Below are 22,130 nucleotides of genomic sequence, written 5' to 3' on the forward strand. Positions count from 1 at the left end.
CTTTGATCCTCACGACTAACAAGACGGGTAAAGAAATGATTATATCTTCTATTTCAGACTATCGCGAAGGTGCGCGACGCAAACTCCCTCCATTTCTCTTTCATTATATTGATGGCGGGGCTTATGCAGAGCGTACCCTGCAACGCAATACAACAGATCTTTCCGATATTGCGCTTCGCCAACGCATTTTGAAAAACATGTCGGAGCTCAGTCTTGAAACCGAGCTTTTCGGCGAAAAAATGAAAATGCCGGTGGCACTTTCACCGGTGGGGCTTACCGGCATGTATGCGCGCCGTGGTGAAGTTCAGGCAGCCAAAGCCGCCCAATCACGCGGTATCCCCTTTACACTCTCGACTGTTTCAGTGTGTCCGATTGAAGAAGTTCAGGCGCAAGTTCCAAACCCCATCTGGTTCCAGCTTTATGTTCTTAAAGACCGCGGTTTCATGAAAAATGTTCTTGAACGGGCAGCCGCCCAAGGCATCAAAACGTTGGTTTTCACCGTCGATATGCCGGTTCCGGGGGCTCGTTATCGTGACCGCCATTCCGGTATGTCAGGCCCGTTTGCCAAATTGCGACAATATACACAAGCTGTTCTTCATCCTGCCTGGGCTTATGATGTCGGCATCATGGGACGGCCTCACGACCTCGGCAATATTTCCACCTATCGCGGAAAACCGACCAATCTAGAAGATTATATCGGTTGGCTAGGAGCCAATTTCGACCCGTCGATAAGCTGGAAAGATCTTGAATGGATTCGTGAATTCTGGAAGGGTCCAATGCTTATCAAAGGCATTCTCGACGTTGAAGATGCCCGCGATGCTGTGCGTTTCGGTGCTGATGGCGTTATTGTTTCCAACCATGGCGGGCGTCAGCTTGATGGTGTGCCTTCAACTGTCAGGGCATTACCAAAAATTGCAGAAGTTTTAAAACCCGATCTCAAAGTTCTTGTTGATAGCGGCGTGCGTTCAGGCCTTGATGTTGTGCGCATGATTGCACTTGGAGCAGATACAGTTATGCTTGGCCGTGCATTTGCTTATGCCTTGGCAACCGATGGTGAAAAAGGCGTAGCCAATATGCTTGATCTCATAGCCAAGGAGATGCGTGTTGCAATGACATTGACAGGCGCCAAAAAAATTGCCGATATCAATGCGGATATGCTCGTCAAAGATTGAAAAACAGCCTTGAAAATCGACATTGCAAAAGCATGAAACAAGTCGATTTTCCATGAACCGCACAAAGCGGCTTGTTCTCTTTTGGGTTTTAAAAATGCTTTTGATAAAAAGGACTGTGAGTGTGGCAACATCACGCTTGCAGCCCTTTAGTTTGCTATCATGACCTGCGAAAATGACTTGCAAGATTTTCGAACTTCATTCCCTTTATAAAACCGCTTACCGGCTGTTGTCCGGAAACTCTCCCACACCATGCCAATCCTACCACTGCTGCCATGCCTATTTTTGGGAGGCTGGTTATTCTTTTCGCCTGCTTCCCGATCTCACTCCCCCGATCGCACCTCTTTGTGACCTTTTTCATCTATCTTTCACGACCTTCCAAGTGGTGAAGATGTTAAACCTTGCAGCATTATCCTCAAATTATGGCAGACGGCAAAATTCAAGCGACTATGGCGCTCTCTTCGACCTGCACAATTTATTCACCACAATTTGCCTGCACCCGTTTGAATGATAAACTGAAAAAGCGTTTTCAGCTTTGTTCTTGGCGATCTTGCCTGTCACTATCGCCTTTTATGCTACTCGTGATAAATTATGAAAATTTGTATTTCATGCCTTATCCAAATAGTTTTTAAACAAATTTATTTTTTAAAATTTTTTACGTCACTGAACGAGAATTGTTCAACAAAAGAAAAATTCTGCCTTCAAAAATCAGGGGAAATCAGCTCGTTTTCCTGAGTGAAAACCGGTTATTTTTCACATTATGCCCAAAAAACTCGTTAAAAAATTTATTTAAAATTTTTTAAAAAGAGAAAAATATTTTTTGCAAATAAAAAAATAAAAGGTTGAACAATTCGTAAAAAGAAGAAATATTAGGCTTGTCCATAGCAAGTTTGCGGGGAATTAAAATGTCTCTTCCTTTACAATTCAACGTTTTTTCAATCGCGCCTTTCTTGAAGAGCGGCGAGAAAAAGCGGTGCTTGTCCTTTGCTTACCACCTCATCAACAGGCAATTTTAAAAATGTTATCCCCTTGTTTGAAGGGCTTCAATAAGCTCTATCCATGGGCTGAAGCCCATGCAGAGGAATGGGACACCACGTTTCAATCCTCGAAAATTATATTGGAGCGCTTGGCAAAAGAAAAATTGACCGGCGTAGGTGTGCCGGAAAAATTCGGTGGCGATGGCAAAACTATTGCCCATGCTATTTTGACAATTTCCGACATTGCCTATTCCTCGTTCACTGCTGCCTTCGTCTTATGGGCGCACCGCGCTTATATCGAATGCGTTTTGCAAAGCCCGAATGAAACGCTCAAAAGCCGTCAATTGCCGTTACTGACATCAGGGAAAATGGCCGGTTCTGCCGGTCTTTCCAATTTGATGAAACATCTTTGCGGCCTTGAAAAAATGGAAAATTTTGCCTCGCTTGACAATGGCATTTATCACCTTACCGGTAAAATGCCATGGATTACCAATATCGACTGCCAAGGCTTTTTTGCAGCCTGTGCAGCGGAACTTGATAACGGACGCGCCGTAGTTTTTAGTCTCGAAAATAGCGACAAAGGGGTGAATGTCCAATCGCTCGATTTATTGGCTTTGCGCTCAAGCGGTACAAAAGCGATCACCATGGATAAAGTTGCTTTGACGGCTGACCGGATTTTGCATGACAATATTGCCGAATGGTTAAAAACACTGCGTCCGGCTTTTATCGCACTTCAATGCGGGCTATTTTCAGGATTGGCAGCGCGCTTTATCGACGAAGCCAAAAAACATTTCAATGCCCGAAGAGTGTCGCTCAAAGGCGATATAGACGAGACAGAAAAAGAACTTTCAAACTTGCGCGACGCACTTTTCAAAGGAGTAAACAATCACCATTTTGTCGACGCTCCCGAAGACCTATTCAGGCTACGTATCAGCTTGACCGACTGGCTCTGGAAAGCGGTTCTGCTTGAATTGGAAACCCGTGGCGGTGGTGCCTATCTCATTGAGACTGCCGAAGGTTTTCCCCGTCGTTTGCGCGAGGCAAGTTTTGTTCCCATTATTACCCCCAGTGTCACGCAGCTTAAAAAAGCCTTGGCATGATTAACCCGTTTATCCGTTCAAATTCATGACAGAAAAAGCCCCCCTTCTTGAAGCAAAAAACATCGTTTTGCGATATCGCGACGATGCACCCGCTATTCTTGAGAATTTCAACCTTGCAATCGGAAAGAATGAAACTGTTTCCATTCTGGGGCCAAGTGGTGTCGGAAAATCAAGCCTTTTACGTGTGCTTTCCGGCCTGCAAAAGCCGAATGGCGGACATATTTTTGTTCACGGCAAAGAGCTTACCCGTGTTGACCCGAATATTGCTGTGGCCTTTCAAAATCCGGGTTTATTGCCGTGGCTGACATTGGAAAAAAATGTGGCCTTTGGCCTTGATTTCAAAAACCGCGAGAAGCTTGAAAAAAGCGAACGGCAAAATCGGGTGAATAAAGCGATCCATGAAGTTGGGCTTGATTATGCACGTAAATTGAGACCATCCGAGCTTTCCGGCGGCATGGCACAACGGGCAGGATTAGCGCGTTGTTTTGCAAGAAATCCGGAAGTGCTTTTTCTGGATGAACCGTTCGGCGCACTTGATGAATTGACGCGGCAGGATATGCAAAATCTGCTGATTAAACTCGTTAAAGAATTCTCCGCTTCAACACTTCTTGTCACTCACGATATTGACGAGGCATTGCTTGTTAGCGAACGCATTATTCTGCTTGGCGGAAAACCGGCAAACATTATCGGCACGTGGACAATCAATTTCCCCAAGCCACGCAATAATTTTGTCGAAGAACTTGGCAAAATCCGTATCGAAATACTTGCAGCTTTGAGAGATGCAGGACTTAAAAAAAGAGATGAAATATGAAAGATGAGTATTTTTCCCGCCGCGACATTTTGCGGCTATCAGCTTTATTGACGGCAAGTGGCGCTTTGCCGTTTTTAAATATCGGAAGAGCACGGTCACAGGAAAAGGATGAGCCGGTAAAAGTCGGCTATTTGCCTATCACCGACGCAACAGCTTTGCTTGTGGCTCATGGTAAAGGTTTTTTTGAAAATGAAGGTTTGAAAGCCGAAAAACCGGTTCTCTTTCGGAGCTGGTCACAAATTGTAGAAGCTTTTTTTGCCGGCCAGATCAATGTGATGCATGTTCTTTCGCCAATCGCTATCTGGGCACGCTATTCAAGCAAAGCGCCGCTTAAAGTCGTTGCATGGAACCATATGAGCGGCTCCGGTTTTTCTGTTGCCAATGACATCAATTCCATTTCCGATCTTGGCGGCAAAAACGTTGCTATTCCATTCTGGTATTCAATCCACACTGTCGTTTTGCAAATGATCTTGCGCAAAAACGGCCTGACCCCGGTTTCCAGAAAAAGCGGCACAATTGAAAAAAATGAAGTCAATATGGTGATCATGGCCCCGTCGGATATGATACCGGCGGTTGCCAATGGTCAGGTTTCGGGCTTTATCGTTGCAGAACCCTTCAATGCGGCAGGTGAAGCTGCCAAAGTTTCAAAGCTTGCAAGATTTACGGCCGATGTCTGGCGTGACCATGCCTGCTGTCTTGTCTGTATGCAGGAAAAAGACCTGAAAGAGCGCCCAGAATGGTCGCAAAAAGTGGTTTCGGCCATGGTCAAAGCACAATTGTGGACAGCAAAGAACCGCGAAGAAACAGCGCTTCTCCTTTCCAAAGAAAATCCGAACAAATATATGCCTTTCGGTTCCGATGTTCTCAAACGTGTTCTTGTTTCAAGCGAGGATGATAACCGGTTTTATGAAAAATCGGGTGCAATTATCCACCCCGACTGGCTTGAGAAGCGCATAGATTTTCAACCCTATCCCTATCCGAGCTACACGGAAGAACTGGTAAGACGGCTGAAAGACACTTTGATCGAAGGTGATAACGCGTTTCTTCAAACACTTGATCCGGCTTTTGCGGCCAAAGACCTTGTCGATGACCAATTTGTCAAACGCGCCTTAAGCGCAGTTGGCGGACTTCCCGCTTTCGGCATGAAAGACAGTTTCGTGCGCAATGAAGAGATTGAAGTTTAACGGGGAGAAGAGCGTGATGAAAAGCTGTCTTCGCCATTTGTCCGGTTTGTCAGGACTTGTCGTGCTTCTTTTCCTCTGGTGGCTTGGAACAGATGTTTTGAGTGCCAAAAACAGCTTTGCAAGCCGCTTTTCGGTTGAGGAAACATTGCCCACTTTCTGGCACTTGTTGACCAGCTCCGACTTGACTCTTCACGCTCTCATCAGCCTTAAACGCATTGTTGTCGGTTTGCTTTTTGCGCTCATCATCGGTGTGCCTGTCGGACTTTTGATCGGCGCCAAGCCGTGGGTGGAAAGAGCAACTGGTCCCGCATTCCAGTTTCTGCGCATGATCTCGCCATTGTCGTGGATGCCGATTGCCGTCATGGTTTTCGGCATCGGCGACAAGCCGATTTACTTTCTTCTCACCTTTGCAACAGTCTGGCCGATTATGTTCAACACAGCAGCAGGTGTCAAACAACTTGACCGGCATTTTCTGCTGGTTGCAAAAAGCCTTGCTGCAACACAAAGTGAAACATTGCTCTATGTGGTTTTTCCGGGAATTTTGAGCCATATGATGACGGGAATCCGGCTGGCGATCGGCATTGCGTGGATTATCATTGTCCCTTGTGAAATGTTGGGCGTCTCGGCAGGCCTTGGCTATTTCATTCTTGATACACGTGACCGGCTTGCTTATCCTGAGCTGATGTCAACCATATTGCTTATCGGATTGATCGGCTATTTGCTTGATAGCTTAGTTCGCGCGGCCGCCCGCCGCCTTGGCTGATCTCACCCACGGCTTGGTTGATGAAGATGACGCAAACCGGATTTTAAAAGGATGGGGGCGGAAGTCCCCCTTCTTTATCTGAATGTTATTAAAAAACCGGCATACCGGATGTGGGATTAATAGCCGCAGTAATTTTAACCGTAAGCATCGCTAGCAGTCGACGTTCCTTGAAAATCCTGACTGTGGTGAACGGAGAAGACAAGAACATATGGTCAAATTTTTCAAGTTTTCCGCTTACTCGCCCCGATATACCCCGCTAACAAAAACAAGGAAAAATAGTCCTTTGTTTTACTAACGCTACGTGGGGCTTCTACCATCATTTTAGCAACTCGTTAATGAGCGGGTTTCTCATCCTGTTTTGCGTTCTTGTGCTGATTTTTTTCAAATTTTTCCAATGCGTCGCAGTTGCTTTTTCCCCAATCAAACAGCATTTCAACCGGCTCGCAAAATCTTTTTCCAAGCGGGGTGAGCGAATATTCAACCTTTGGGGGAACAACCGTATAGACATGGCGGTGAACCAGCCCGCCTTCCTCAAGATCACGCAATGTCTGGATCATCATTTTTTTGGAAATTCCCGGTAAAGCGCGTTGCAGTTCACCAGTGCGACATTTGCCATTTGGCCAATGGAACAATGCGTGCAAAAGCATACTTTTCCATTTGACCGAAAATAATTCCATAATTCTTCGTGCCGGGCAGGTTTCGACAAAGACAATGTTTTCATTGGTGTTTTTCGGCATAATAGTCACTTTTTAGTATCTATGTCCCTAACAAGTACCTTCTAGCATATTTTTTACTAGTAGCCTAGCTGTTTCGTGTATCTAACAAATCAGGGAATATCATTATGCCAGCTGCTTTATGGGCTTTTGCAATTGCCGCTTTCGGTATCGGCACAACAGAATATATTATTTCCGGCCTGTTGCCGGCCATTCAGGCAGATTTTCACATTTCGGTCTCGGCTGCCGGTTTCATGGCAACCTCTTATGCATTGGGAGTGTTTTTCGGAACTCCGATTATCATCATATTGGGAAGCAATGTCGAAAAGAAAAAGTTGCTACTTCTTGCATTGACATTTTTCATCGTCGGAAATTTTCTGACTGCTCTTTCACCCAATTTTACCACCGCCATTTTCGGGCGGGTTATCAATTCGCTTTGCCACGGAGTTTTCATCGGTATTGCTTCTGTCCTTGCCGCCGAACTCGTACCGCAAGATAAGCGAACCAGCGCAATCGCCTTCATGTTCAGCGGCATGACGGCAGCCAATTTTATCGGCGTTCCTGCCGGTACCTGGTTCAGCCATGTAACGTCATGGCGCACCACCTTTTATCTCATTACACTTATCGGTATGGTTGCATTTGTTGCAACGTCGAGATTGGTTCCGAAACAGCCGAAACATCATGAACAATCATTGAAAAACGAACTATTTGTTTTTGGCGATATTCATGTTCTCCTTGCCATGGGCATCACTATTTTAGGCCCTGCAGCATTTTTCACTTCGATTACTTATATTGCGCCAATGGCCAAAGAGCTTGGTCATTTTTCCGACCAGGGCGTTACATTTCTTCTGTTCATTTTTGGGGGAGGATTGTTTGTCGGAAATTATTTGGGTGGCAAATTTGCTGACCGTGCATTGATGCCGGTTCTTTATATTACGCTCTTCGGCCAAGCCGTTGTGATGCTGTTTTTCTATCTTACAATAGCCAACAAAATTGCCGATGTATTTTCTATATTTTTCATGGCTGCCTTCGGTTTTGCCAGCGTCTCGCCAATCCAGCGCCTTGTTATGGATAGGGCAAAAGCCGCCGGTGGCGCCAATCTTGCTTCGGCAGTCAATATCGGCTTTTTCAACCTTGGTAATGCACTGGGTTCATGGCTCGGCGGTCTGGTGATCGCTTGTGGCTTTGGCTATGCTTCGCCAAACTGGGCCGGTGCTTGCCTTTCTTTTGCAGCACTTTTCCTTGCTGTCCTCTCAAGCCTTTTTGCAAAACATCAAGCAAAGCAGAAATTAAGTGAATGTTGCCCGTCAAATACAAACTAAACCATTGCCTGGCGGGGACATACAAGTCCCCGCTCTTTGTTTCGCCTTTTTAGAGCGTTGACATTTATCGGTAACTGCCGAAACTGCGCCTCAAGGCGAAAGCAACGAGGCAATGTCGTAATAAGGCAAGGAAAAAGACAAGCCCACTCAAAAGCCCTTCTTACCTGAAATTCAATCTAGCCAGGAATTCCGCCTTATCAACAAATCCGCACCATCGGTAAATTCGGGCTATCCGTCAATTTATGCCATTTGCGAATCCGGAACGTTCAAAAGCCCAAGACGCACGAACACTTTAATAAAGTGGGTGTCCGTACTGTTTTCCTGATCTTCAATGATTAAGACTTTGTAGCGGTAAAAGTTTCATAGCTCCCACGAGGCCGACATCTCGGCAACACGATATATTTTTGCAACGGAAGTTTCCCGACCATTTATTTTAACAATCGTTTGATTTAACAAAATGGAATTCAGAACTCTTGGCTATGTTCGGTCATTAACAACCGCCGACTAAACAGATTTTTTAATAAAAATTCCCGTTTCGGAAATTTTCCAATAAGTTACAAGAGTTTGAAACTTTGACGACACCAATACTGGTGAATAAAATTTTCTAGACGTCAAAACTGCGCCAAGGTTCAAGGTGCCTTGCAAATCCATTCGTCGGGCATTTGGCACCCTCCTCTAATACTCCCTCTCCCTACAAAAGAAACGCGCTGTTATTTCTGAAAGCGCAGATGTCGGAAATCCGAATTTCCAAATTGACTGTCCGAATTCTTGATCTACTTTGGAAGTAATAGCTATGAAAAGTCGCCCGTTTCAATACCATTTCCCCCTCAAAGGGGCAAAAAACCTCTAAAATCCGCCATCAATTGGATAATCACAGTCCCGCACTTCACGGAAAGTCACCCCCCTTTTTCCCTTTAGCAAAAATTGTCAAGATCAATGCAATTCCTTGTCACCACGCGTTGCGGGCTCACAGGAAAATTGGATTAGCGAGAGTTTGAACAAGTCAGTATTTTTGCTGGCCAGTGTTTCAGCCGATCAATGTTTCAGACACACGGAATTTTCAACCCGATAAATTCATGCCGATAAATTTCTCTATTCGTGATATTTTTTCAACTTCAAAAATACTCCAGTACTTTCACAGGCTTTTCCCAACCATAGATAGCCCTGAACACACTTACCGTTGTATTCTTTAACCGGATAATTATTTCTCTATAAAGCCGCAAAAAAGGATATGATTCACTTCAAAATAATTTTTTGGAAAAATATTCTTCCAAAATACAGCTAAAAGTTTCGCTATTGGTGCAAAATACTCGTTTTAATTACTGCTTTAGGAAATTTTTCAATTTTTCGCTTGTAACCGGAATATTTTTCTTCCACGTCGCTTCGTAACGGATTTGTATCGGGCGCTCGTCCTGATCGCACAAGATATAGCGCTGACCTGATGTCACAGTGATTGCCGATTTTGGCAAAAGTGCCGCCCCGAACCCGCAATGCGCCCAGTTTTCAAGTTCACGGAAGGAAACTGTTTTTCCGGTATATTCTTTCAGAACATGATTGTGGTGCCCGAACATTTCCCTGATAAATTTGTTCAATCCGGATTCGTCATCAACCATGACAAAAACCTCGTCGGAAATATCGGAAAAATGCACCACATTGACGTTTCTGATCGGTTGTGCCGTGCTCGGTATAAAATAGAGCGGCTCTTCATAAAGAAATTCGCTTGCCCTTGTAGGCTTTTTTTCTGCTTCAACATCAAAGACATAATCGACTTCACCTCGTTCCAGCAAGTCGATAAGGTCGCCGCTATTGCGTTCGCATAACACAATTTCCGAGTCCGGATTCTCCGTGCGAAAATCATTCATGACGGCTGCCAGATATTGGCAACTCATCAAAGGCGATTTGCCGATCCTGACAACATTTGTTTCCTGATTATTGAATTTCTTGCTTTCGTCAACGAGATCATAATTGGCCTCGACCAGCTTCTCGATATAGGGCATAATGTGCTGCCCGAAAGGCGTAAGGCCAACGCGCCGCGTTGTACGTGAGAAAATGCGCGCCTGAAACTCGTCTTCAAGCTGGGCGATGCTGTTTGATAAGGTCGGCTGGGTTACATGGCAGTTCTTTGCTGCTATAGTAAAACTGCCTGTCTGTGCAACAGCCAGGACATAGTTCAATTGTGCCAGGTTCATATGTGGTGCGCCTTAAGTGTTCCCTTTAATTATTTATAGCTTAAAGAAATAAATCACATTTGCAAATACAATTTTTAAAACAGATTTCACTCATGTATAAAAAGTTCATGAGCTCATACCTATATAATAATCGTTTATACAATAACGCCTAATCCTGAAATTTAAAGACGTGAGGACGTAAGCATTTGCGGCATTACTGTCGCAACGATCTTATATGTTTTGACTGTGAAAGCGGGTCAAATTGATATGAAACATGAAAGAGCCGGTCTCCTGCCAAGGCTTACCCTGTCACAAACCATATTCAGTCTTTTGCCGCTCTTTTGGATAGCTGAAGCTGCACTGTTGAGCCTGATTGTCGCAAAAGCGGGTGAAGCGTCGTCGACCATTATCATTGCATGTCTTGCTATCGTTTTCCTTGCTGCAATCAAAGCCTTTCTTGATTATCATAGCCAACTTGACCTCTTTAAAAATTCCCGTAAAAATTTGAATGAGTGGCGCAAACGTGGCCTAACCCACCTTAATTTTCTTTCTCCTTTAAGTAAAAAACGTATGCCAGGCGGCGAGGCAGCCAATATCCTTGTCGATCAGGGAGAGACACTCGTTTCTTGGAACGCAAACTACCGCCCTTTGATGTTGCGCGCTGCCGTTATTCCGGTTGTCATCCTTTGCCTTATATTACCGTTTTCATGGCTTGCCTGTTTACTGCTTTTTATAACAGCACCGATCATTCCGCTATTTTGGGCCATTATCGGCGCCAAAGCTCAAAAAGCGGCAAAAGAACAATGGCAGGAAATGGGCGAGATGAATGGCTATCTGCTGGATCGTTTGCGCGGCATAAAGACATTGCGCATTCTTGACGCCACCTTCTGGAGTGCGAAACGCCTTGCTCGCCAATCCGACGACCTCATTACGCGCACGATGAAAGTATTACGCATTGCTTTTTTGTCGTCAGCGGTACTGGAACTTTTCTCGGCTCTCGGTGTCGCTTTGATGGCCGTCTATATCGGTTTTCATCTTTTAGGTGTCATTACCATCGGCTTTTGGGGAAACAAGCTCAGCCTTGCAGAAGGGCTCTTCATTCTTTTGCTTGCACCGAGTTTTTTTGAACCATTGCGTGAACTTGCAAGCGTTTGGCACGACCGTGTTGCAGGTAAAGCTGCTATGGAAAATTTCACAAAACTTGTCGGCAAAGGCGAGACGATTGTTCATCAACCTTCTGATGTTCAGCAATCGCCAATTGTTCAACAATCATATGAAACGAAGCCGGAAGAAACAGCTTCGCCTCAGAATGGCGCTGCAATCGAAATTGACAATCTCTCATTCGGTTTCATTCCCGAAAAACCGGTTTTCAAAAACTTTTCGCTAAAAATCGGCAGACAAGAAAAAGTTGCACTGACAGGAAAAAGCGGTGCCGGAAAGTCGGTTCTCATCTCGCTCATTGCCGGTCTTATTCAGGCTGACAAGGGGTCAATCAAAGTCAACGGCTTGACTGTGAACGGGAACAATATTGATGAAATTCGAGCCAAAATCGGCTGGATGGGTGCAAAGCCTTATTGGTTCGACCAGTCAATCCTCTCCAATATAACATTCAACAGAAAATTCGATCATATTGACGATTATCTTGATCTTGCCAATTTGAAAGATTTCGCCAATGAGCGCAAATACCAGCGCCTTGGTGAAGGCGGAACCGGTGTTTCCGGTGGCGAAGCCGCCCGCCTTTCCTTGGTGCGGCTGGCGCTGGAAAAAGACCGGAATGTCTTTCTTATCGACGAGCCGACCGCCCACCTTGATCCTGAAAGTGCAAAGATTGTTATAGATGCACTCATAAAAATTTCCGGAAAAAAGAGCCTCCTTGTTGCAACACATGATCCGGAACTTTTCAAGCGCATGGACAGAGTGATCGAACTTTCGCCGGAAGTGAATTGCAGGGAGAGCGAGAGATGAAAAAAATCCTTGCTCTCATTGCACCGCGCGACAGAATTATCCGCAAAAAAATGCTTTCGGGACTTGTTTTTGCCATTCTCACAGCACTTTCGACAATCGGCCTTCTTTGCCTATCCGGCTGGTTTATCACGGCAACCGGAATTGCGGGGTTAACGATTGCGGCAACACGCGTCTTCGATGTTTTTATGCCCTCGGCTGCCATACGGTTTTTTGCGCTTTTGAGAACCGGTGCGCGCTACGCTGAGCGGCTCGTCAATCATGACGCAACATTCATGCAGAGTAGAGGCTTGCGGCTACAACTCTTCAAGACAATTGCACAAAGAAAATCCTTGCGTGATCTCGCCATGCGTCCGGCACGTCTGTTGCATCGTCTAACCGGCGATATCGATAGTTACGAACTCATCTATCTGAAACTTATCGTCCCTTCTATTGTTGCACTCGTTGCAATTTTAACAATTATAGCCGTGCTTTCTTCCGTTCATTTGGGCTTGGGGCTCGGCTTTGGACTGATTGTTTTTGCGACCGTCATTATTTTTTCCTGCCTTTCCGTAAAACTTAACGAAAAACGTTCAGCCTCTCTCGCAATCCGGCGCGAAAGCCTGCGCACACGTGTGATCGCACTTCTTTCCGGCCAGACCGACCTTGTTATGAATGGCTGCCAACAATCTTTCACCAGCCATGTCATGAACACGGAAGACAGCCTTGCCACAAGCGACGTTTCCTTGAAAAAACGGCAACTCGCCATTGAAGCAATCAGCGGTTTTGTCGACAAGCTTATTTTTGTCGGGCTTATTCTCTCAACTATCCTACTCTATCAATATGGATTGATCAGTTTGCCACTGGCTGTACTTTCTATATTGGCCGCATTGACACTTTATGACCTTGTCAAACCGCTTTATCAGGGCTGCGGCGAGATTGGCCGCTATATATTGGCGTTACGCAGACTTTCGCCATTTGCCGAAAGTGAAAATGCCAATTTAGCAAAAACCCGTGAAGAATTGCCACCATGTAGCTATGTGGCTATAGCCGACATCAAACGGGCAAGCTACGAGCCGCAATTGCCGGCAGTTTTGAACGATATTCATTTCACCGTCAGCTCAGGAGAAAAGATAGCTTTTGTCGGCCCCAACGGAGCAGGCAAAAGTTCGCTCATTTCGCTTTTCATGACAAAAGATATGATTGTCGAGGGAAAAATTGCAGCAATAAAAGCAGCATTATTGGAACAAAATACCTATATATTTCATGACACTCTGCATGAGAACCTGAAACTTGCCAATGTGACCGCCTCTAACGACGACATGGTCGAGGCCATGGAGCGTGCGGGACTACACGACTATCTCGTTAATCTCAAAGACGGCCTCTACAGCAGCATTGGGGAAAACCAGACCGGGCTTTCTACCGGTCAGGCTCGACGCTTTGCATTGGCACGCCTTTTCCTGCAGAAACGCGACCTGTGGCTACTTGATGAGCCGACAGAGAATATAGATAGCGGAACGGCCCGCGATATTCTCGAGCGCATGAAGCACTATGGGCGTGAAAAAAGCTGGCTCCTTGTCACCCACCTGAAACGGGAAGCAACCTGTTGCGACCGCATCATCACACTCGATCACACCCGCATCACTGGCGACTATGAGCGATCGAGCGAAAACTATCAACGCGTTTTAGAAAGTTTACGCGAGGACAACTATGACAAACACTCAATGTAAGGACTTGAATTATGGATATTGACATTGTCAGCCTATCACGGTTCCAATTCGCCGCGACAGCGCTTTACCATTTTCTGTTTGTCCCATTAACGCTAGGATTATCAATCCTGCTTGCCATTATGGAAAGCGTTTATGTCATGACAGGTCGAACGATCTGGCGGGACATGACCAAGTTCTGGGGACTACTATTTGGTATAAATTTTGCGTTAGGTGTGGCAACCGGCGTGGTTATGGAATTCCAGTTCGGCATGAACTGGAGCTATTATAGCCATTATGTCGGCGATATTTTTGGCGCACCTTTGGCTATCGAAGCTTTGATGGCTTTCTTCCTGGAAGCAACCTTTGTCGGCCTGTTCTTCTTCGGATGGGACCGCATGTCAAAGGTTAAACACCTGATTGCTACATGGTGCGTGGCCTTCGGCTCGAACTTCTCGGCTTTGTGGATTCTCGTCGCCAATGGCTGGATGCAAAATCCGGTCGCCTCGACTTTCAACCCGCAAACCATGCGTATGGAATTGGGCGACTTCGCTTCGGTTATTTTAAATCCTGTTGCGCAAGCGAAATTCGTTCACACGGTTTCAGCCGGTTATACAACAGCTGCCGCTTTCGTCCTTGGCGTTTCCGCCTGGTACCTCCTGAGAGGTCGCTATAAAGAAATTGCCAAACGTTCGATGACAGTTGCTGCATCATTCGGTCTTGCTGCTTCACTTTCCGTCGTAGTTCTCGGAGATGAAAGCGGCTACCTTTCCGGCGAACACCAGAAAATGAAACTCGCTGCTATCGAAGCCATGTGGGATACTGAAAAAGCTCCGGCTTCTTTCACACTGTTCGGTCTTCCCGATGTCAAAAACCGCGAAACCCATTTTGCAATCCACATTCCGTGGGTAATGGGCATTATCGGTACACGTTCGTTTGACGAACAGATCCCCGGCATCAAGGATCTCGTTGCACAATCTGAAAAAGAAATCAGACAAGGTATCCTTGCTTATGATGCACTGGAAAAAATCCAACAGGCAAAAGGCGCAGCTGTTCCGCAAGAAACAATCGACCAGTTTGAAAATAACGGTCGTTCGCTCGGTTATGCACTTCTGTTGAAACGCTATGTCGATGACCCGCGCACGGCAACGGAAGAACAGATCAGCAAAGCGGCTTGGGACCTTGTTCCGGAAGTTCCGGTTATCTTCTGGGCTTTCCGTATCATGGTTGCCTGTGGCTTTGCCCTTATCCTGATTATGGCGACATTCTTCTATCTGTCGGCACGTCATCGTTTGGAAAACAGGCGCTGGTTGCTTAAACTTGCTGTTTGCGCCATCGCACTTCCATGGATTTCTGTCGAATGTGGATGGGTTGTTGCCGAAATCGGACGTCAGCCCTGGATTATCGAAGGAATTCTTCCGACAGCCGTTGCGGTTTCAAACCTCGGCGTTACGACAGTGTTCCTGACAATTTGCGGCTTTGTTGCCCTCTACACCGCGCTTCTTGTCGTCGAAGTCCGCTTGATGCTGAAATATATCAGAAAAGGTCCGGACGTTTTGAGTGACCACAGTGAGGTACAAAACAACGCCTCTGCCACAGCATTATCTTAAAGGATAAAAATCATGATTTTGCACGATTTGATTTCATATGACGTGTTACGTATCATATGGTGGCTGCTGCTTGGCATTGTGCTTGTCGGCTTTGCAGTCATGGACGGTTTCGATCTGGGAACCGGTATGTTGCTCCCCTTTGTTGGTAAGACAGATCTTGAGCGACGCATTGTCATCAACACCGTCGGACCGGTTTGGGAAGGCAATCAGGTTTGGTTGATTTTGGCAGGCGGCGGCATTTTCGCCGCTTGGCCACAACTTTACGCGGTTTCGTTTTCAGGCTTTTATATTGCCATGTTCCTTGTGCTCGTTGGCATTATTCTGCGCCCGGTCGGCTTCAAATACCGCAGCAAACGCGAAAGCAAAACCTGGCGGTCAACCTGGGACTGGCTACTTTTCGTCGGTGGCTTTTTGCCAAGTCTGATTTTCGGTGTTGCAATGGGCAATGTGCTTGAAGGTGTTCCCTTCGAGATTAAACCCGATATGCAGATTTTCTATCATGGTTCGTTTTTCGGACTGTTGAACCCGTTTGCAATCCTTTGCGGGGTTCTGTCGATTGTCATGCTGCTTACCCACGGGGCAAGCTGGCTTGCTGTCAAAACAGATGATCCGATTTTCAACCGTGTACGCAAAGTCGGCATGATTACGGGTGTTCTCACAACCATTCTTTATGGTTTGTGCGGGCTTTTGTTGAGCGTTGCAACAACCGGCTATCATATTACCGGTGGTGTGGTTGCCAACGGCCCTTCAAACCCGTTGATGAAACAGATAGCAACCAATGCTTCGGGTTGGCTTGACAATTACCATCAAACACCGATGTTATGGATTGTTCCGATTATCGGACTTGTTGCACCACTATTGGCAGCCGCATGTCTCGCCATGAGAAAACCGGTCCTTGCCATTATCGCAAACGGACTTGGCATTGCCGGCATTATCGCAAGCGTTGGCGTTGCAATGTTCCCGTTCATCCTGCCTTCAATCATTGATCCGGTGATGAGCCTTACGGTATGGGATTCTTCCTCAAGCCATTTCACCCTCTTTGTCATGCTGATTGTCGCGATCATTTTTGTTCCGACAGTCTTGGCCTACACAAGCTGGGTTTACAAAATCCTTTGGGGAAAAGTCAGCGTCAAAACAATCGAAGGAAACAAGCAATCCTATTGATTGCTACTCTTGAAAGGAAATTCCATGTGGTATTTTTCTTGGGCTCTCGGCCTTCCGCTTGCCGCCGCTTTCGCAATATTGAATGCGATGTGGTATGAATTGACGGACGACAGTACCAAACAAAATAAAGGCGAAAATAAATCCGAATAGCCTGTAAAAAACCAAAAATCATTGCCGCGGAAAGCCTACGCTCTCCGCGGCATTTTTATTTTTCTCACCGAGTTTTCTTCGGCAATTGCCGTTTTAAAAAAGCACGACTACCGGTCTATTCGTCATCTAATTTACGCTCTCTGAAATCATCTTTATTCAGCGTCGAGATTTTTCAGCCATTTCCGCAGGCGGTTCCGTGCATTGGAATAGGGTGAAGAGGTGTTCAATTGGATCATCCGTCCCATTGTCCATTTTCCGCACCACTCTTTTTCGTAAAGCTCCTGGTTATTTCGTTTGGAAATTTCGCCAATAATTTTTGCTTTTGCCACACGAAGCCGATCAACAAGATCTACAAAAGGAACATTCTGATAATCGGAATAAAATTTTTTGGCGAGTTCACCAAGTTCATTCCACTTGAAACCGGTTTCGGGAAAATCGATGGGTTCGCCTTTTTCATCCCTTTCCAGCCATTTCAGGACAAGCCTATTCCACCCCAAAAGATAGGCAACGAGATTTGAAACACTCATAAGCTCGCCTTTTGAATGCCCCTCCATGAGCGGCAAACCGGAAACATCTGCTGGTACTTTACGCAAATCCTCGGCAAGTTTGGAAAAAGTCGTTTCGATTGCATTCAGCAATTCATCTTTATTTTGCGGTATCGACATTTTTCCTTCTTTCAACTGTTGCTCAGCAGGTTGAATGATCTTTTAACTTGTTTAACAAGCAAATCAATGTGTTAACAACGTAAGGCAGTTTTGCATTTTCCTAGAAAAAAGAACAATCCCACTTCAATTATAAATCTTCGGAACTATTCTACCCATATTATTCGTGAGAAAGTATTGACGGACTATGATAAACGACAAGTGTCCAATATCGTTTTTCTTACAGGTGCTGTCACGCGCTATAAAACATGAAAGATGTAATTGACGTTGAGGTTCATTCAAGATTTAACGAGGATCCAATATTTTAGACTTTGAACATATTACTAATTTCCTGCAGCCTCTCGTCATAGCTACATATAAGTTTTTAGCATCAAGTGAATCCGCATTAAGAACAACTGCAACATCTGCTTCCAAGCCTTTCAATAGAAGAGTGCTCCCAACGGCCCGTTTGGGCAAAGGTCTTCCCAAAATTCTATTTTGTTCTCTAATCCGTATCGCCGCTTCAGAAAAAGTTAAGTCTGGATAGTCAACACATAGCTGCATCGCTTTAATGCAGGCTCTTAAAATAGCTGGCCGGTAAGTTTTGACACCTGACTGCTGATTAATCGTCTTTAATAAATCAATAGCATGAGTGAAGGTAGGGCTGTTAAGAAATCCTATAGCAGCCTCTTCAACATCACTAGCTTTTTTCCTTGCTGTCTTCTTCAACAAGCTTTGAACTCTTTTAATTAACTTGCGAGCCCCAACATTTGTCATTAAACTCTCAGCAAATATGACGAGCTGTGAAAGAGCTGCTTTTCCATCGCTAACACTATCTAATACAAAAGACTCGGCAAAATTTGTTAAATCGCGTAGGTCTACCGCCTCAACGATTTCCGCGCCATAAACTCTTTTTGCAATTTCATAGCGACTATTTGCATTTTTACTCTCACATATGATTAATACTCCGCCACCCTTGACTGGAGATTTTTCACGTGACGCATTGGCTAATTTTTCATAGTCCCTGTCATCATATACCCGTACCCATTTCACTTCTGGAGGAGCTAAAACTAAATCAATCCGCTCACCTCTAAGCAGTTTGTTTCTGACTTCAAGCAACCGTTGTCCCAATGGTTCGCAACCTGCATTAATCCAACGCCATGGCCTATCTAATTCAACCTGTATCGGGAAGTATTTACAGACTTCGTTTTCCCAATTTGCTAAACGATCGCTGCCAAAATTAAAAATTGCTTGTAAAGGATCGCCTAAAACACATGTTTTAAGAGAGTGCGAAGCACCACATATAATAGCATGCTGGTAAGAAGAGCAGTCTTGATACTCATCAACAATCAAGTGCGAATAGCTCGCTTGTAAAATATCGCTGATATGGTTTCCTGTTAATAGTTTAGCTGCCGCCTCTCTAATCAAAGGATAATCCCGTTTTGGATTTGCGAGTTTTAATGCATCCGACGGAATACCGGAACGCATAGGGAAAAAGGAAACCAATCTTATTGCCCAACCGTCAATGGTAGACAATCGATATTTTGAAGTCTCTACTTTTAGCCCATTCAACTTTGACCGCAAAGAGGCAACTCCTGCATTGGTGTGCGTAAGGACCAATCCCGGTTTCTTTGCCGGGTTATTTCTTAGAGACTCTGCAATAAGGTGAGTTTTGCCACAACCCGCTGGAGCGGTAACTGTTCCCCTTGTAATCTCTAGAAGGCTTGAAAAATTAGGCATTATTTTCAGCCCAACTAAAAAACTCTGTAATTGTTTGGTAAAATATCGGGGCTGATTCAGAAAGATTGGCAAGATTGGGCGCTATTATTTCACTCCCGATATATTCCATCGCAGATACATTTTTAAACCACGGTGTACTTTTGGTTTTCGATGCTGCAGAAATCCATTTCTTTGCGTTAAGCCGTTCCTCATCTGTACCTTTGTTTCGTATAAAAAGCTCATCAAAATCGTCAATAGAAAACTGCTTTCGCGACACTGTTTCAAAATGGTCTTCTATCAATTTTTTTCCATGTATTTCTATGGCATAGTCAAGAATTTGAATAATTTCGTTATCGGGAACGGAAAGAAAAATTGCATCCTCGATAGAATGCCCTTTTTGCCAGGAAAAAACCCGTCCTCCTCTGTCAATGAAACTGCGTTCAACTTCTTCACAAGGGCTTTTGTCATCATCTCGTAAAACGGCCACTCTATAACCTGCATTTATAAGTGGTAGTGCTCTTTTGTAGATGTTATCCACTCCGCCAGCATCGACAAGACAAACCCCAAGGGCATGGATAGAGGGGCTATTGGTGGTTTTAGAGCGGTATTGGTCCAATCCACGTATGAAACCAACTTCACTTGCTCCCTCACATACCAGAATGGCAGAACCTAGAAACGCTTCCGGAAACCTTCTTATTGTTCCTTGAACGTCATCCTTCTCTCCAAAATAAATACAATGATGTTTATCGTCATCGTGCCGCAAAATATATAACTGTTCTTTTGAAAGCTCTCTAAGTGCGGTTGGAGAATGAGTAGTCATAAAAACTTGAAGCGGCGGTTGAACTTTGTGCTCCTTTGCACCTAATGAATCCAGAAATTTAATAATTCTATGCGGTTCAAGGCCATATTCAAACTCATCAACCAAAAGCACCGAGGAAGATTCAGCCGCTTTTCTTTGCAATCCGGCAATAAGCAGTCGCGTTGATCCAATTCCGAGATTCTTGAGAGGGACACCATTTGCATCGTGCAGGGAAATAACGCCACTACTAAACGATATGGAATGGGAATCCAGCACTGCCTTGACATCACCACCTGTAGGTATGCCTAATTCATCCGTAGTACTCTTAACAGCATCTAATGCTTTAATGAGCTGTTTCTGTGCACTTTCTCCGAATTCAGTACGCACATTCCTCGCTGCCGTAGCCAGTTCAAGCGATGCATCTGCTGTTTCATCGGATAGTTTGTTGAGAATTGAACCTTTTCTCCAACTTAAGTTATAATCGGAGATATTGCCTATTCGCGTTGGTGAAAGCCGAACGCGATCAGCCCATTTTAGATTGCTCGATAATCCCCGTGCCTGTGCGCGTTCGGAGAGAAGACTCCATATAGGATCAAGGTCAGCCCCTACGCTCAGATTAACGGAAAGAACTGTTTCCAGACCCGTACGCGGTTCGTCTTCAATATTCTTGTTTTTACTATCAAATCCACGAAGGTAGTCTCCATAGGTATCAATATTTTTTAAATCATCGCTTAAACTACCAAGGATAATCGTAATACTGATGGGATTTTCTACATCTAAATTATAAAAATCTGTATCGTAGAAACTAATATTGCGTCTCGCTCCAATGCACATGTCTATAGCATCCAGAAGCGTTGATTTTCCACTATCCCCATGCCCGATTAAACAATTAATGCCGTTTGATGGATACCATTCAAGAGACTTAATTCCACGAAAATTCTGTATCTCGATTTTTCTAATTCTAGCCACGAATAATCATCCCTTATTTGATTAACCCCTGCCGCTAACCTGCGTGATCTTGTATTACTCAATCTGTAACAGTTTGGGTTTCGTCAGACATCGCTCCCCACCATTCCGATCTGCCAACTCCCTTATATCATATTCATAAAGATGTTGGCTATTATCCACTCGGATAGCATGAGGAAGCCACAATTAAGGAAAACGGTGTCAAACTCATTATACACAGTCATCACGAGGTCGAAGACCTTCTAAACAATGCGTTTAAGGTAACTTTTGTCGAGGGGTAATAATTTAGAAATGTTATTAACCAAAGATAAGCATTCGACCGTCATCATACTGCTGCATGGCGTCAAAAAACGCGGCATTGCCCCTCTCATCGAAGTTGACACCCCCCAAGTAATCGCATTACAGCAAACTATATTAACTCATTTATAACTAGCTTATTAATCCGTCGTATTTTTTCGACGAACGTCAGCATATGTTTTTAATTTTTTACTTTCTAAGACAAAAACCTTTTCTTGGCAACGTAAGCAACAAAGCCTCCGGCTAATCTTCCACAAACAGCGATCTTGGCGTTAAAACAGTTTATCTTTGCCCGAGTATTCCTGCCTAGCGATGAAATGTCTCCAAGCCATGAAGGCCTCATCTTTTTGCCGGGTTTTCAGACCAGTACAACATTTACAATGTGATTGACATGAAGAGCAGAAAAAGGATTGATGGAATAACGGCACACCATTCGGCTTTTGAACGCAATCGGAACTATAAGCTCTTTTGGGAAGTCTAGTGGTTACAAAAAGCTAAGCGGGAACGTCAGCGCAAACAGGATGGATTTGAATGCATACAGAACTTAGTTTTCGAACGTCTATTGAAACAAGGTTGTGACTTCCCAATTTCCGACGCACCGACCAACTGTGTGAGTTCTTTAGGGCATTCGTGACAGAATTTGGCGATAAAAGGCATATCTTTCACTATCAAGCGACAACAGCAGTTATTATCAAGGGTAAGGAGTTTTGCGGGGCTTTAATTCCGCGATCCTAATAGACACACCACAGCTCGAAAGGCACTTATTCCAACGTTATCATAACCGCAGGCTTCATGAAGTGCAGCGGTTATCAAATGCGGATATGAATCTGGAAGTCGTGGTTGTTATTGGTTGCGGGGGCAGGATTTGAACCTGCGGCCTTCAGGTTATGAGCCTGACGAGCTACCGGGCTGCTCCACCCCGCGCCAAGG

The 22,130-nt window shown here is 44.9% G+C and carries 16 protein-coding genes and 1 tRNA gene; 11 read left to right on the forward strand and 6 right to left on the reverse strand.

Annotated elements, in window-relative coordinates; all coding sequences use genetic code 11:
• Positions 1-35: 35 nt before the first annotated feature.
• The 5 genes from lldD to H3V12_RS10895 all read left to right on the forward strand — a co-directional run bounded on the left by lldD (position 36) and on the right by H3V12_RS10895 (position 6,004).
• A complete protein-coding gene (lldD, locus tag H3V12_RS10875; RefSeq protein WP_075869142.1) occupies positions 36-1,172 on the forward strand; it encodes an FMN-dependent L-lactate dehydrogenase LldD in 1,137 nt (378 codons plus the stop codon).
• Positions 1,173-2,187: 1,015 nt separating this feature from the next.
• On the forward strand, positions 2,188-3,246 hold the full coding sequence (locus tag H3V12_RS10880; protein WP_198214681.1) for an acyl-CoA dehydrogenase family protein: 1,059 nt from the start codon (positions 2,188-2,190) through the stop codon (positions 3,244-3,246).
• Positions 3,247-3,271: 25 nt separating this feature from the next.
• Positions 3,272-4,057, forward strand: a complete 786-nt coding sequence (locus H3V12_RS10885; RefSeq protein WP_198214682.1) for an ABC transporter ATP-binding protein — start codon at positions 3,272-3,274, stop codon at positions 4,055-4,057.
• A complete protein-coding gene (locus tag H3V12_RS10890) occupies positions 4,054-5,241 on the forward strand; it encodes an ABC transporter substrate-binding protein (RefSeq protein ID WP_198214683.1) in 1,188 nt (395 codons plus the stop codon). The genes H3V12_RS10885 and H3V12_RS10890 overlap by 4 nt, the downstream gene beginning before the upstream one ends.
• Before the next feature lie 16 nt (positions 5,242-5,257).
• Positions 5,258-6,004 carry an ABC transporter permease gene (locus H3V12_RS10895; RefSeq protein ID WP_075869152.1) on the forward strand — a complete coding sequence of 249 codons (747 nt, stop codon included), beginning with the start codon at positions 5,258-5,260 and terminating at the stop codon, positions 6,002-6,004.
• Between the two features lie 332 nt (positions 6,005-6,336).
• On the opposite strand, the gene H3V12_RS10900 is transcribed toward H3V12_RS10895, so the two are convergent.
• The gene (locus H3V12_RS10900; protein ID WP_075869153.1) at positions 6,337-6,741 is read right to left on the reverse strand and encodes a helix-turn-helix domain-containing protein; all 405 of its coding nucleotides are present in this window, start codon (positions 6,739-6,741) and stop codon (positions 6,337-6,339) included.
• A 104-nt stretch (positions 6,742-6,845) separates the two neighbouring features.
• Between H3V12_RS10900 and H3V12_RS10905 the strand changes: the two genes are divergently transcribed.
• On the forward strand, positions 6,846-8,039 hold the full coding sequence (locus H3V12_RS10905) for an MFS transporter (RefSeq protein ID WP_198214685.1): 1,194 nt from the start codon (positions 6,846-6,848) through the stop codon (positions 8,037-8,039).
• Positions 8,040-9,358: 1,319 nt separating this feature from the next.
• On the opposite strand, the gene H3V12_RS10910 is transcribed toward H3V12_RS10905, so the two are convergent.
• Positions 9,359-10,228, reverse strand: a complete 870-nt coding sequence (locus H3V12_RS10910; RefSeq protein ID WP_198214686.1) for a LysR family transcriptional regulator — start codon at positions 10,226-10,228, stop codon at positions 9,359-9,361.
• 246 nt (positions 10,229-10,474) lie between these two features.
• Between H3V12_RS10910 and cydD the strand changes: the two genes are divergently transcribed.
• From cydD to cydX, 5 genes are read left to right on the forward strand one after another with little or no spacing between them, the layout of a single operon-like run.
• Positions 10,475-12,172, forward strand: coding sequence for a thiol reductant ABC exporter subunit CydD (gene cydD, locus H3V12_RS10915; protein WP_198214687.1), 1,698 nt, complete (start codon positions 10,475-10,477; stop codon positions 12,170-12,172).
• Positions 12,169-13,878 (forward strand): ATP-binding cassette domain-containing protein, encoded by a 1,710-nt coding sequence (locus tag H3V12_RS10920; RefSeq protein ID WP_198214688.1) that lies wholly within the window; start codon positions 12,169-12,171, stop codon positions 13,876-13,878. Before cydD ends, H3V12_RS10920 begins: the two co-directional genes overlap by 4 nt.
• 11 nt (positions 13,879-13,889) lie before the next feature.
• Positions 13,890-15,464 carry a cytochrome ubiquinol oxidase subunit I gene (locus tag H3V12_RS10925; RefSeq protein ID WP_198214689.1) on the forward strand — a complete coding sequence of 525 codons (1,575 nt, stop codon included), beginning with the start codon at positions 13,890-13,892 and terminating at the stop codon, positions 15,462-15,464.
• 12 nt (positions 15,465-15,476) lie between these two features.
• Positions 15,477-16,628 carry a cytochrome d ubiquinol oxidase subunit II gene (cydB, locus tag H3V12_RS10930; RefSeq protein WP_198214690.1) on the forward strand — a complete coding sequence of 384 codons (1,152 nt, stop codon included), beginning with the start codon at positions 15,477-15,479 and terminating at the stop codon, positions 16,626-16,628.
• Between the two features lie 24 nt (positions 16,629-16,652).
• Positions 16,653-16,778: a cytochrome bd-I oxidase subunit CydX gene (gene cydX / locus H3V12_RS10935; RefSeq protein ID WP_198214691.1), complete on the forward strand. Its 126-nt coding sequence runs from the start codon at positions 16,653-16,655 to the stop codon at positions 16,776-16,778.
• A gap of 152 nt (positions 16,779-16,930) precedes the next feature.
• Here cydX and H3V12_RS10940 read toward each other — a convergent pair whose 3' ends face one another.
• The 4 genes from H3V12_RS10940 to H3V12_RS10955 form a co-directional block, all read right to left on the reverse strand.
• Positions 16,931-17,443: a ClbS/DfsB family four-helix bundle protein gene (locus tag H3V12_RS10940; protein ID WP_198214692.1), complete on the reverse strand. Its 513-nt coding sequence runs from the start codon at positions 17,441-17,443 to the stop codon at positions 16,931-16,933.
• A 282-nt stretch (positions 17,444-17,725) separates the two neighbouring features.
• Positions 17,726-19,159 carry a UvrD-helicase domain-containing protein gene (locus tag H3V12_RS10945; RefSeq protein WP_198214693.1) on the reverse strand — a complete coding sequence of 478 codons (1,434 nt, stop codon included), beginning with the start codon at positions 19,157-19,159 and terminating at the stop codon, positions 17,726-17,728.
• Complete coding sequence (locus H3V12_RS10950) at positions 19,152-20,906, reverse strand: ATP-binding protein (RefSeq protein WP_198214694.1); 1,755 nt, start codon at positions 20,904-20,906, stop codon at positions 19,152-19,154. Before H3V12_RS10950 ends, H3V12_RS10945 begins: the two co-directional genes overlap by 8 nt.
• A 1,141-nt stretch (positions 20,907-22,047) precedes the next feature.
• A tRNA-Met gene (locus H3V12_RS10955) sits at positions 22,048-22,124 on the reverse strand.
• Positions 22,125-22,130: the final 6 nt, after the last annotated feature.

Origin of the sequence: Bartonella sp. W8167, from assembly GCF_016100335.1 — a bacterium.
Taxonomy (GTDB): Bacteria; Pseudomonadota; Alphaproteobacteria; order Rhizobiales; family Rhizobiaceae; genus Bartonella; species Bartonella apis.